Here is a 13,099-nt window from a genome sequence, read left to right on the forward strand (position 1 = left end):
GCCGCAGTATTTCTCGAATATGTAGGTAAAAATACTAAAATTTACAACAAATTCAAGACTGAGTGTTGATAGATACCGGATACACTCTTCCTTTCCAAGCGCCTCCTCTTCCGCGCCAGTGACGCCAAGCTGAGTCTAGGGTCATCAGGGTATATAGGAATGCGATCGCTGGTAAGCAAAAAGACAATAATGGCGAACATCGATAAAGTTTGAGTGTGGGAAAGTAAGCTATTGCCATCAGCAACCAGGTTAAAATACCTAGTGAGAACACTAACCAATTCCCAGTCAAAATACCTGCGATCGCACTCACTGGCGGGACAATGTAAATTAAAGTCATTCCTATGAGTGTTCCCAATAAAAGCAAAGGTGAATAATTCAATTGCGTAAAAGCAGTACGCGCCACCATATCCCAAATACTAGATAAAGATGGATAAGGTCGCAAGCTACAAGTTAAATCGGTAAGTCCCAACCAAATTTTACCCGGAGATTTGACTGCTTGTGCAAGAGCGCAATCATCGATTAACGCTTGACGCACTACCTGAATACCGCCAATACGATTTAAAGCTTCGCGGCGAATTAATATACAACCTCCCGCTGCTGCTGCTGTGGAATTTTTCGGGTTATTAACCCAACAAAATGGATAGAGTTTTTCAAAGAAAAACACAAAAGCAGGAATTAAAAATTTTTCCCAAAAGCTTTCACATCTCAATAAAACCATCAGAGAAACTAAATCTAAATCTTCTTGCTGAGATTTGATTACCAACTCGCGAAGATTGGTTTTGTGATGTTCGATATCCGCATCAGTTAGCAGAAAATAATCTGGTGTTGGGGTAAGTTTTTCAGCATAACGGATACCTTGTTCAACTGCCCAAAGTTTGCCACTCCAACCATCTGGTAGCGGTTCGCCAGATACGATATGCAATTGCTGGGATTTGTTTAATTCTTGGGCAATATTTAGGGCGACGTTGGCTGTATTATCGGTGCTGTTATCATCAACCAGGACGATAGCGAAAGAACCTGGGTAATTTTGGAGGAAGTGCGATCGCATTGTCGCTGGTAGCATTTCCGCTTCATTTCTGGCGGGAATTACCGCACAAACAGTCGGCCATTTTTCCGGTTCTTTATCTTGTACATCTAATCGCTCATCCGATCGCCAAAACTGTCCCCAAAAACACAACAGTACTACCCAAATTATTAAAGATAGCAAGGTAATCCCCAATTCAACTATGCCGAGAATCATCTTAAAAGATTATTAACTTCAGCGCTTACAATACAATATTATGAAAGTAAATGCAAATGAATACAGCACTTTTCGGGTGAGTGAGCTATACAGATCCCCGACTTCTTGAAGAAGTCGGGGATCTCGACCCATAGCCTGTACTTCATACAACTGCAAGCCGCTGTAAAATGCCGTCCGAATACAATTCTCGACTGCAAAAACAAAGTCCGCGTGAGCGGACTTTATCTAGATATTACTGGAACTTTCCTAAGCAGATTTTGTTTGTGTAGCTACACCTAAAAATCTGTGCGCTGTGGGTATTCAGAATTACGCTGTCCGATTGATCAAATTCCACAGCCAAATAGCAACTAATGCACCCACGACAGCAACAAAAATACTAGGAATGTTGAAAGCGGCGTTAGCTGTAAGCACGAGTCTTCCCGTCTGCAATAAAGTAAATATCGTCCCACCCAGGAAAGCGCCCACAATGCCCAGAACCATCGTAGCTAGAATACCGCCGCCTTGACGACCGGGGTAGACAAGTTTGGCGATCGCACCAGCAACAAGACCCAAAACAATCCAGGCGATAATATTACCCATTTTTTTGGCTCCTTGAAACTTTCTTACTTAAAAATCTAGTATAGCAACTCAAAGAAATATTCCCCTTGTCCGGGGACAAAGTTTTTATGTTTAGTTATATTTTTTTACTTAATAAAGAGTTACATTCCTTAATCGGATCGAAGTAAAAGAAATTACAAGAAACGGTTCGGTGTAAGCACCTACTGTAAGGAGCGATCGCATATCTTAGGCAATCAATCTACTTTCATCTATAGATATGCTTTGTGTACCTGCACAATAGAGGATTTTGTCAGCTTAAGATTGAGGGGTTTAACCCCTCATTTAACACCGTTATTAAACAGTTAAATTGTGCATCTTAAAAGCGAACTTTCCACTAAGTTTGTGGAAAGCTAGAGGAGGATTATCGAATAGGCGATCGCCAGAAATAGAACGGATCTTAAATTCATCTGAATCGGAAGAGACTATTTGTTCCCTCTGCGCCAGGGGGCATAATAAATTAATGCGATCGCCTTCGATATTAGCGATAGGCTCTGCGATTCATCATATTCCACAACCAAATGGCAATAATTGCACCCAAGACGGCGACAAAAACACCGGGAAAGGTTAAAGGAGTGGCGGCAAGTTGGAAAGTTCCCGTTTGCAATAAAGTGACCAAAGTTCCACCGATGAAGGCTCCCACGATACCCAGCACCATCGTAGCCAGAATACCGCCGCCTTGATAACCGGGATAGATAGCTTTCGCGATCGCGCCAGCAAGCAGACCTAAAACAACCCAAGCAACAATACCCATAGCTTTGGCTCCTTAAATGTTTTTATGTCACATTTTCAGAATAGCCAGTAAATTTTTATTTGACCTCTGCCAACCGATATAATCTACTAGATATAAATCGATAATCATCATCTTTCAGGAAATTTATTGAGTAGGTAATTATTCATTTTTCCCCTGTGCCTCTTGGCCGATTTGCCCGTCAACAAACTAATAACTTATGTGCCATAAACCATATGTAAGGGAAATTACCAGTTGCTAATCCAGTACTGTTTCTGCTATAAATCGCAACTAATTAAGCATTTTGCTTGATGCTGCATTAAGCGGATGTTGCTGAGAGTGAACGGAACCTATGCAAACACAAGACAGAACAAAGGTAACAAGCGTTGATGCGGCTATTGCTGCTTCTCAGAATTACCTACTTTCCATCCAATATCCAGATGGTTACTGGTGGGCAGAATTGGAATCCAACGTTACCATAACGGCAGAGGCGGTACTCCTCCATAAAATTTGGGGTACGGACAAGACAAGACCTTTGCACAAAGCGGAAACTTACCTGCGAAGGGAACAGCGATCGCACGGTGGTTGGGAACTATTTTATGGCGATGGCGGCAATCTCAGCACATCGGTGGAAGCTTACATGGCGCTGAAGTTGCTGGGCGTACCGGCCACAGATCCAGCTATGCAAAAAGCGCGGGAATTTATTTTAGAACGAGGCGGCATCAGCAAAACGCGCATTTTTACTAAAATGCACCTGGCATTAATTGGCTGCTACAACTGGCGGGGACTGCCTTCAATTCCGCCTTGGATAATGTTGTTGCCAGAATCTTTTCCCTTCACCATTTACGAAATGTCCAGTTGGGCGCGGAGTAGCACCGTTCCTCTGTTAATTGTGTTCGATCGCAAGCCGATTTACATAACCAATCCCAGCATCACTTTGGAGGAACTTTACACAGAAGGTGCTGAGAATGTGCGCTTTGAACTACCGCGCAATAACGATTGGACAGATGTATTTGTTTGGCTGGATGACGCTTTCAAATTAGCAGAAAATTTCAACTTAGTGCCTTTCCGGGAAGAAGGACTCAAAGCAGCCGAAAAATGGGTTTTGGAACGACAAGAAGAAACCGGTGATTGGGGTGGCATTATTCCCGCAATGTTGAATTCACTTTTAGCATTGCGCTGCCTGGATTATGATGTCAATGACCCAATTGTGGAAAGGGGTTTGCAAGCGGTCGATCGATTTGCAGTCGAAACAGAGGATATTTACTGGGTGCAACCTTGCGTTTCGCCAGTTTGGGATACCGCTTTGGTGATGCGAAGTTTGGTCGATTCCGGAATCGCACCCAATCATCCAGCCCTTGTGCGGGGGGGAGAATGGCTGCTGAATAAGCAAATTTTAGATTACGGCGATTGGGCTGTCAAAAACAAGCAGGGAAAACCGGGTGCTTGGGCGTTTGAATTTGTGAATCGCTTTTATCCGGATGTAGATGATTCTGCGGTTGTGGTGATGGCGTTGAATGGCGTGCAATTGCCGAACGAAGAATTAAAACAAGCTGCCATTGCACGTACTGTGGCTTGGATTGCGACAATGCAATGTCGAGATGGCGGTTGGGCTGCTTTCGATCTGGATAATAATGCAGATTGGCTGAACCAATTGCCTTACGGCGACTTGAAAGCGATGATAGACCCGAATACGGCAGATGTGACGGCGCGGGTGTTGGAAATGTTGGGACGCGGTAATTTCTCGATCGATCCGAGCAATTTCGATCGCGCTTTAAATTATCTCAAAAACGAACAAGAACCGGAAGGCTGCTGGTACGGACGTTGGGGAGTAAATTATATTTACGGCACCAGTGGCGTTTTGGCGGCGCTGTCTCTAGTTGCGCCTCAGTCGCACCGAAGCAATATCGAACGCGGTGCAGCTTGGCTGGTCAGCTGTCAAAATGCCGATGGAGGATGGGGGGAAACTTGCTTCAGCTACGATAATCCCGCCCTCAAAGGAAAAGGAGACAGTACCGCATCTCAGACTGCTTGGGCTTTAATTGGCTTGCTGGCGGCGGGAGAAGCCACCGGGAAGTTTGAGAAAGAGGCGATCGATCGGGGAATCAACTATCTTGTGACTGCACAACGTTCTGATGGCACTTGGGATGAGGATTATTTCACTGGAACTGGCTTTCCCTGCCATTTCTATCTCAAATATCACCTTTATTTACAACATTTTCCCCTGACAGCTTTGGGGCGCTATCGCGCTATTTTCAGTAAGTAAGAGCTTAAAAATGATTAACCGGGTTTCTGTGGAAAAGTTTACAGAAACCCGGTTTCTTCATAGTAGTCATAAAACAGTACAGAGGAAAAACAGAGTGGTTATTATTTCTTCACAACGGTGCAAAGATAGAAATCATCTGCCTAACGCTGCTGCTAAGCTGTTTCTAACCAATCAAAAATTCTGTCTAACTGTGCCAAAGTCACCAGCCCGTATTGCCACAAAATCATGGGAATGTGGTTTGGGCACTCTTCGCTGCGCCGTATGGCTAGGGCGATCGAGGATGCCGGGATCGCTAATTCTTCTTGTAAAAAGTTGACTAATTTTGTCTGCATAGTAGATTGCCTTGCCTTCGAGTCTTAAAAATTTTCTTCTCCCAACCTATGAGAAAAATATCGTTTAAAAACTCCCCTGTCAGGGTGATTTAACTCGTCCTAATGGGTGATTTCGATCACAAAAATCTCTAGGCTCTAAAATTAGCTCTTTAGGAATAAGTCTAACGGTAAATGACCATAAGTTCCGCTGATAGAGTCATTTTCTGAAGATTGGCAGGACACCAGCACACCGCGATAAATTCCTGTGTAGGAATCGAGATAGTGGGATTGCTTGTGAGTGTTAAATTTTATGTAAACTGGGCTTTCTAGGGAAGGGGTTTTGCTGGTGTCGAGACGAATTTTATAGCCCAAGCCCTCTAAATAGGTTTTTAGGGCTGCAAACCCTTGCTCCGCCGTATCGGCACAAATACCTAAATTGAGGTAATCGGACAACTTGGCGATCGTCAGTAGCGCTTGACGGAGTAAAGCTTTTTCTTGTTCCGACTCGATCGGCTTAGTTTCGATGCAGCTAAATTGCTTGAGGATTGTTTGGGCTTGTTCGACAGTGAGGTGAGCAGTCATGGTTTGGGTAGAGTAACTCAAGATTATTTTACGGGCGCGATCGCACCCCCGTAGAGTGGGCATTACCCAATAGAGGACGATCGGATTTCCGTAGGATTCGCTCAATGCTACAATTATACGCATATACGCTTATGCGTATAAGCGCAGGGAGGCCAAAATTTGTATGGGTAGATGTGGGCATAGAATGGATTTATGTCTAAATCTCCTATAAACCTGTCGATCGAAGAAAGTTTGAAACGCAGACTAAAGGCGGCTTGCGCTATGCAAGGCCGTGACGTTAGCAGCGTTGTATCAGAACTGGTTGAGGAATGGCTAGAGAAAATTGAGCCGCAACTGGTGCAACAGGCGTTCCAGAAGGAAAACAATAAAAATTAACGCTAAGCGGCCATAAACATTCTTTAGCGCAAGCCACAACAGTCAAAGTTTTCGGTGCTATCTGACTTACGACCCATTTAATAATGAACAGCGAAAATTCTGAATCTATTTCAGAATAAATTATCTCCCAGCACGCAGTAACCGAACGCAAGAGGTGCTACGAAATGGAAAGGAGATATGGATGGAAGTTACTGCGAATAGAATTAACAGGAGACAAAACTCTTAAATACGATTGCGTATTCGAGGGAAAAACCGAATTTCCTAATTACACAGAGGGGATGGAAAGATGAGTAGAAAGTATATTATTTTTAGAGCGGAATGGAATGAAGAGGAGGGAGCCGAAAACAGGCTACTAGCGCACACTGGAGCTATCACCGACATTCTTGCCGAACATTTCGATTCATCCGATCGTCCCTTACCCTCTCCTGGCTACAGATTGAGGGAATTCCATCGAGTCGAACAATTTTTCGATCGACAGTTCCCAAATGCTAGCACTCACACTCGGATCGGCGATTGGGAAGTAACCAGAGTTGAAAAATATGCCCCAGAAACTATGAGTGAGTTTGAAGCAATTGTTGTGTGCTATTGTCGCTACGCTCCAGTAATTACTCCACTGGAGCCCATGCCAAAAATTCAAGTTTCTGAAGAGCTTCAAGAATTACAGTCGATAGATCGGAGAAGGGATATTGCACCCAGATAACAACCGAGGTTCAAGGCAACCAAAAATCTGGCAAGACGCTTTTTACCAAATCGCGTCCCCACTGATTGATTGTCCGCGCAATTTGGATATGCGGTTCATCTGCTTCCACAGGCAAAATCGTCGCCTTATTGCCACGTTTAAAGCGATCGACTACTAAATTCGCAGCTTCTAAACCAGTCACATAAGCCTTTTCCTGCGACCAGGAACCGTGACGGTTAACAATCCAATCACCACTCATAAAAATGTTATCGAAACTGGTTACTGCTGGTAACATATATTGATAGCTACCTGGATAAAAATGAGTGACTGCCCGTGGCAAACGAATCGCGCTACTGTCGATTACTTTTGCTTCGCCAAAAGCGGGGATACAGGTTGCTAAATCGCGCTGCACTATCTGCACAATTTCCTCATCCCTGAGAGGTAGAAATTGGTTGGCGTGATAGAAATCTGCTTCGATAACTGTTCCGGGTTCGTTGCGATACTCATCGTGCAGGGCGTTGAGGTCAAAAAATGTCCAACCTGTGGTAGGATTGAAGCCAAAGCAGGCATTGGAAGGCAGGGGGATATCGATTTTGCGATCGAACCACAACCGCGTCGCCAAAACGTCGATCGCGCCTAAATTCATCGCGTCCCGAAATTCCTGGCGACTTTGCAGACTAGGGCTACCGCTGACAATTTTTTGCATACCGGTTATCCCAACCGCAAAGATAACCGCATCTGCATCAAAAACTCGATCGCCGCAGACAACGCCCGTCGCTCTATTATTATCAATAATTAAATCGCTAACCCGTTGCTGGGTAACTACTTTTCCGCCAGCTTGTTCGATGCGTTCCACCCAAGGGCGAAAGATTTTTTCTCCGACTGTTCCCCGACACCAAACTACATCGAAATTGGGTTGATGAGCGAGGATAAAATAGTACAGCATACCCAAGGCTGCTGCTGCGGAACATTGCTCGCCTGGGGCGAACAATCCTACTAATAGCATCGGCTCAAAAGAATCGCGGTACAGCCTTGCAGAAACTCCAAATTGTTTGAATAATTCGCGGGCAGTGACTCCATCGTAACGTTGCCAAGCTGCATCGGAATTATCAAAATCGATTAATGCGTAGAGTAGGGGTAAGGCTGAAAGGCGATCGATTAATGGCAGTCGTCTAAACTTAGGATAAAGAAAAGTTCCCAGCGGTGTGGGCAGTAAGGGTTCATCCTGAAAAATGGGGGATTCTACTTCCAATCCGGCGGGAGAATATTGAGAAGAACGAGTCCAAGTTGTGAAGGGATTAAGTTCTAATTCGTTAACTAGAGAAAAGATATTTCTATAGGGATACCAGAAGCCGTGAATGCCTGCTTCGACAGAACGCCCTGCGGCAGTTTTCCAGCCTGCAACCAAGCCACCGGGATAGGAACCGGCTTCTAAAAGGGTTACGTCGTAGCCTTGTTTTGCTAAGTGGTAAGTTGCGCCCAAACCCGCCCAACCCGCACCGACAATTACTACTTTTTGGGTTTGCGATTCTGTTGACATTTAGTACCTTTTGATGATTTGCGCGATTTAATTTTGCTGGGGCGTCGGCGAACAAGATTGTAGGTTGGGTTGAGCGACAGGGAAACCCAACAAATTCTATTTCTGCGTTGGGTTTCGTTACCTCAACCCAACCTACTTTGAGATCTGAAGACAACAAAAATCCCTAGCCCTGACGCCCGACGCCCTCATTGAATTTGTTTCTGATGGTTTCGATGCGGTTGCGATTTACTCCTAAATCTGATTCTCCCAGACGGGAAGCCGATCGCACATGAATCACCTTTTGTCCTTCGTCGAGAAAAAATTCTACATCATCAACAAAACCCATCAGTCTGCTGGTGAATTCTGCATAGAGATAATTGGGTGTTTCGATAATAATTTTAGTTCTTTTTTGGGACTCAATTACTTTTTTGAGTTGAGCCATTGCCTCAGCAGGAGTAGAATTGTAAGTAATAGGCTCAATTTTGTGTCCGGCATCCTGACTTTGGCTGCTGACGCAGTTGGGAGAACTCGGACAAGGCGCTAGTTTGCCTGCTTGTACGCCGAGGTTAGTGGGTCTTTTGCCTGCAAACAAGGTTATGGCTCCTGGAAATGCTACCGTTGCTCCCAGCCACAGGATAGTAACTAACAGCAACGATAACAAGATTATCACGAATTGTCTGAGGGGCGATCGCTTTTCGATTTCTGACTCAACCATGAATAGGATAAAGGTGATGCAACAGGCATATTATCCCATATTACCTACCATCAAAACAATTGGTGGGTCATGCCCACCCTACCAATTTGCGAGGATCGTTTCACCGCGTCGGAAAATTTCCCGCGCATAATCTGTCCAAACTCCTTGACCCCAGTAACGAAAACAACTCGTTTGCAGCAAAAAGTTGTACAGCAATGCTTCGCGATAGCGCGATTCTTTGGTAATGTTTTCAGGCAAAGAATCAACCTTTTTGTGGAAAAAAGCGCTGAGTTGATTCATGGGAGTCAAAACATTTTCGTATCCTTTCACCCAACTGATGTGATTTGTCCAGGAAGCACCATCCATGTGAAAGTTATGGTGAGTTTGCTGCAACTCGGCAATGGCATTAGTTACTGCATCCGGGGTAGAGTTTTCTGGCGAAACTTTTTGCCAAATTAAATGTTGACCGATCGGCTGACAAGTGGGATAATTATCTTCATGGCAACCGGCAGCTTCAATTAATTCCAAATACTCTGTACCAGTCATCGCTACAACGCCCGATTTGCCGCCGTTATTTTGCGCTATTTCGTAACTAGCGCGGAAGAAAGCACCGGGAAATTCGTTCATCATCACGCCGCCATTTTCGCCATCCCCAATTTGGCTGACTATTGGCGGTACGGAAACTTCACCTAACATTTGTCGAGATAAGGTTTTTGCCTCGTAATAAGGCTGCATTTGCGCTACCAGTTTCGTATCCGAACCTTGGGTTTTGATTAAAGCGGTGATACTGACAACTTCGCCGTGAGAATTGCGGGCAATTAAACGGTGAGGCAGATGTTTGTATCCCAGCGATTGTCCGGTGAGAGTTTCCACAGAATGTTCTTGCACTAATAGCCAGCGATAGCCGCATTCTTTCAGCGCTTTGACAAATTCAAATAAAGTATCGGGATGATTGGGTAAGTGCATTTCTGGCGGCGAAAATCCCTTGACGCGAGATAGTGCTGACCAACCAAAAATGGCGGCAAAATGATGTTGCCAAGCTTGGATGTGCAGTTTGAGATCCGGTATGGGAGTGGAGGGAACTACTGCGTGACTCCACATTGTTCCAAGCCATTCCACATAAGGCTGATAAGTGGGGTCAATGGTGATGCGTTTGAGATTTTCTAGGATATCGCCGTGTCCCATTTGTCGCAATCCCCACAACAAATTGCCGGAGTAATCTAACATGACGCGAGGATTGCAACCGTTGGCGACAAGTTCGGGGATAAAATCTGCCATACGGCTATAACAATTGGCAAATGGCGCGGCGTTGTGGTTGTCTCCTGACTGGGGATGTTCAAACATATATTGCAGGTTGGAGATGAGTTGGCCGTTATGTCCGGCGGGTATGGTAGGCTGGTGCATATGCAGGGCTATGGCAAAGGCTGCTTGCACTTCACTTAACTTGATGTTTGTTGTGGGTAAAAATACTGGTTCGTTTTGTTGAGTTACTGACTGAATTTCTTTTTCCCACCCGCATATGTTGGGCAATCCGTCAATTATTTCGGGTAATTGGGGGAGGGTAGTAGGTTGTAATGTTGTAGGCATTTGTGTGAGGGATTTTTATAGGAAACATATTGAGTTTGACACAATTAATGCCAAGTCAAAAATCAAAAGTCAAAAGTGAAAAGCAGATAGAGACCTCGGCAGGGCGAAGCATTCGGACAGAAAAATCTTGAATTTGAGTTATGAATCGTCGCCCGAATGCTTCGCCCCTACATAATACATATTTCGTTCTTTCTGTCAATTTTTTTTACTGGACTGGCGTTCTAGCGACGCTACGGACACCATATCACCGTTTGATGGTAGCAAAAAAGTTTTAGTCCCCTTGCGGGGATGCGGTTAATTGAAAGAGCAGCTTTTGGTATGTTCAAAATGATGATTTTGCGGTTTCAGTCCCCTTGCGGGGATGCGGTTAATTGAAAGTTCTTATCGATTCCGCCGATGAGGAGGATCTGGAGAAGTTTCAGTCCCCTTGCGGGGATGCGGTTAACGGATGCGATCGCAGAATAAGCTGTCGGTTCTTGCGGGTCGATCGGATAAAATCTTAGTTTTTGTTACCAATTTTACGGATGGTGCGTTAGGCACGGCAATTTAATTATTGGTTGCCATACTCAATTTCTCGCCCGTGCCTAAAACACCCTACTGTTAAATAATATTTTGGCAAATATTCTTTGATAATTTCCGATATTCTCGACTTTTTTACTTTTTCCTTTTACACTAAAAAAGTAGAATGATTTTGGTAGGGGCATCTGTAGGTCGTGTTTGTACAAATACAACTTTTGGTATGTTAGAAGCTTTTGATAGTCCGTCTGAGGCGGCATACACAAAAACTGATAAAACTTACTTTCGTAAAAAAATTCCAAACCTAATCGGTATACTAGCACAGCTATTCAAAAGCCGCAAAAGTACCGTGCCTAACTCCCCTATGGGTAGTCCTAATGCAGGGTCATCCTCGATGAAAACGGCACCTCTACCGAGTAATGAAAGCGATCGGGTAGAAGCGCTGAAGCGGTACAAGATTCTCGACACGCCGACAGAAGAAGCCTTTGATGACCTCACCCGTTTGGCTGCCTATATTTGCGGTACTCCCATTGCTTTAGTCAGCTTAGTAGATGCCGATCGCCAGTGGTTTAAGTCACAGGTTGGCTTGGAAGTTACGGAAACGCCCAGAGACCTTGCTTTCTGCGCTCATGCGATTCTCAACCCAGACGACCTGCTGGTTGTTCCCAACGCCTTGGAAGACGATCGCTTTGCAGACAACCCGCTAGTAACTTCCAACCCCAACATCCGATTTTATGCCGGCACACCTGTGGTAACTCCAGATGGTTTTCCGTTGGGAACCCTTTGCGTGATCGATCGCATTCCCCGCCGTCTTTCTGACGAACAACTGGAAGCACTGCGGGCTTTGGGTCGTCAGGTGATTACTCAAATGGAGCTACGATTAAACTTGGCGCGGTTAGAACGGCAAATCGCTAGGAGCGAAGAAGCAGAAGCGCAGCGGCGGGCGTCCGATCGGCAAGTGGTCGATCTGCTCGAAAGTATCACTGATGCTTTTTTTACCTTAGATCGGCAGTGGCGGTTTACTTGCGTCAATCAAGTAGCGACTCAAATATGGCAACGCAGTCCAGAACAACTCCTTGGTCAAAATATCTGGGAGGCTTTTCCGGAAATTGTCGGTTCGCAATTTGAGGAGCAATATCGCAAGGCGGTAGCTCAACAAGTCAGTCTCAGTTTTGAAGAATTTTACCAGCCATTAGATCGTTGGTTTGAAGTGCGGGTTTTTCCTTCTTATGAAGGGGTATCTGTTTTTTTTCACGATATCACGCAGCGCAAGATGATAGAAGAAGCACTGCGCTATCAGCGAGAAAATTCCGAGCGACTGTTGCTTAATATATTGCCGGAACCGATTGCTTTTCGGTTAAAAATGCAGGAAAGCAACATTGCCGATACCTTTGATGAAGTAACGATTCTGTTTGCTGACTTGGTTAATTTTACGAGGTTGGCTAGTAAGGTTTCTCCGAAGAAACTGGTCAGCTTACTTAATAAAATTTTCTCGTCTTTCGATCGCCTCACGGAAAAACATGGTGTGGAGAAAATTAAGACGATCGGCGATGCCTATATGGTAGTTGGCGGTCTACCCACGCGCCGCAGCGACCATGCCGAAGCTGTGGCAGAAATGGCACTCGATATGCAGCAGGCTATTAGCCAATTTAATGTTGACTATTCTACCAATCTTAACATCCGGATTGGTATCAATACTGGCCCTGCTGTGGCTGGGGTGATTGGTACGAAAAAGTTTAGTTATGACCTGTGGGGCGATGCCGTTAACACTGCTAGCCGGATGGAATCTCACGGTCTAGCCGGACATATTCAAGTAACAAAAACGACCTACGAGAAGTTGCAGGACAAATATTTGTTTGAAGATCGCGGCTTCATTCAAATTAAAGGCAAAGGTGGGATGAAAACTTATTTACTGGAGTTTAGACTATCGCACCCCAGGTGCGATAGTCTAAACTCTGATTTACAAGACGAAATAGCTCAGATGTTAGCTGAGCGAAAAAAGGCTA

12 protein-coding genes are annotated in these 13,099 nt (G+C 44.9%); 4 read left to right on the forward strand and 8 right to left on the reverse strand.

From position 1 onward, the window contains the following. Positions 1-52: 52 nt before the first annotated feature. From H6G03_RS29520 to H6G03_RS29530, 3 genes are all read right to left on the reverse strand, one after another. Entirely contained in the window at positions 53-1,240 is a 1,188-nt protein-coding gene (locus tag H6G03_RS29520; protein ID WP_190472831.1) for a glycosyltransferase, read from the reverse strand. Between the two features lie 306 nt (positions 1,241-1,546). Continuing rightward, the gene (locus H6G03_RS29525) at positions 1,547-1,819 is read right to left on the reverse strand and encodes a GlsB/YeaQ/YmgE family stress response membrane protein (protein WP_190472834.1); all 273 of its coding nucleotides are present in this window, start codon (positions 1,817-1,819) and stop codon (positions 1,547-1,549) included. Between the two features lie 496 nt (positions 1,820-2,315). Next, positions 2,316-2,588: a GlsB/YeaQ/YmgE family stress response membrane protein gene (locus tag H6G03_RS29530; RefSeq protein WP_190472836.1), complete on the reverse strand. Its 273-nt coding sequence runs from the start codon at positions 2,586-2,588 to the stop codon at positions 2,316-2,318. Between the two features lie 328 nt (positions 2,589-2,916). Between H6G03_RS29530 and shc the strand changes: the two genes are divergently transcribed. Beyond that, positions 2,917-4,830, forward strand: a complete 1,914-nt coding sequence (shc, locus tag H6G03_RS29535; RefSeq protein ID WP_190472838.1) for a squalene--hopene cyclase — start codon at positions 2,917-2,919, stop codon at positions 4,828-4,830. 152 nt (positions 4,831-4,982) lie between these two features. On the opposite strand, the gene H6G03_RS29540 is transcribed toward shc, so the two are convergent. Continuing rightward, complete coding sequence (locus H6G03_RS29540; RefSeq protein WP_190472841.1) at positions 4,983-5,162, reverse strand: DUF2949 domain-containing protein; 180 nt, start codon at positions 5,160-5,162, stop codon at positions 4,983-4,985. 141 nt (positions 5,163-5,303) lie between these two features. After that, entirely contained in the window at positions 5,304-5,846 is a 543-nt protein-coding gene (locus H6G03_RS29545; protein ID WP_322112000.1) for a DUF1824 family protein, read from the reverse strand. Between the two features lie 69 nt (positions 5,847-5,915). On the opposite strand from H6G03_RS29545, the gene H6G03_RS29550 reads away from it, so the two are divergent. Together H6G03_RS29550 and H6G03_RS29555 are read left to right on the forward strand one after the other, a co-directional pair. Further along, positions 5,916-6,098: a plasmid partition protein ParG gene (locus H6G03_RS29550; protein WP_190472844.1), complete on the forward strand. Its 183-nt coding sequence runs from the start codon at positions 5,916-5,918 to the stop codon at positions 6,096-6,098. Between the two features lie 286 nt (positions 6,099-6,384). Continuing rightward, positions 6,385-6,798 carry a hypothetical protein gene (locus H6G03_RS29555; RefSeq protein WP_190472846.1) on the forward strand — a complete coding sequence of 138 codons (414 nt, stop codon included), beginning with the start codon at positions 6,385-6,387 and terminating at the stop codon, positions 6,796-6,798. A 10-nt stretch (positions 6,799-6,808) separates the two neighbouring features. On the opposite strand, the gene H6G03_RS29560 is transcribed toward H6G03_RS29555, so the two are convergent. The 3 genes from H6G03_RS29560 to H6G03_RS29570 all read right to left on the reverse strand — a co-directional run bounded on the left by H6G03_RS29560 (position 6,809) and on the right by H6G03_RS29570 (position 10,577). Next, positions 6,809-8,317: a hydroxysqualene dehydroxylase gene (locus H6G03_RS29560; RefSeq protein WP_190472848.1), complete on the reverse strand. Its 1,509-nt coding sequence runs from the start codon at positions 8,315-8,317 to the stop codon at positions 6,809-6,811. A gap of 163 nt (positions 8,318-8,480) precedes the next feature. Next, complete coding sequence (locus H6G03_RS29565; RefSeq protein ID WP_190472851.1) at positions 8,481-9,011, reverse strand: DUF1499 domain-containing protein; 531 nt, start codon at positions 9,009-9,011, stop codon at positions 8,481-8,483. A 78-nt stretch (positions 9,012-9,089) separates the two neighbouring features. Continuing rightward, on the reverse strand, positions 9,090-10,577 hold the full coding sequence (locus H6G03_RS29570; RefSeq protein ID WP_190472854.1) for a glycosyl hydrolase family 57: 1,488 nt from the start codon (positions 10,575-10,577) through the stop codon (positions 9,090-9,092). A 910-nt stretch (positions 10,578-11,487) separates the two neighbouring features. On the opposite strand from H6G03_RS29570, the gene H6G03_RS29575 reads away from it, so the two are divergent. Then, positions 11,488-13,099: adenylate/guanylate cyclase domain-containing protein (locus H6G03_RS29575; RefSeq protein ID WP_190472863.1), on the forward strand; the 1,612-nt coding region annotated here is incomplete at its 3' end.

Origin of the sequence: Aerosakkonema funiforme FACHB-1375 (assembly GCF_014696265.1) — a bacterium.
Classification (GTDB): Bacteria; Cyanobacteriota; Cyanobacteriia; order Cyanobacteriales; family Aerosakkonemataceae; genus Aerosakkonema; species Aerosakkonema funiforme_A.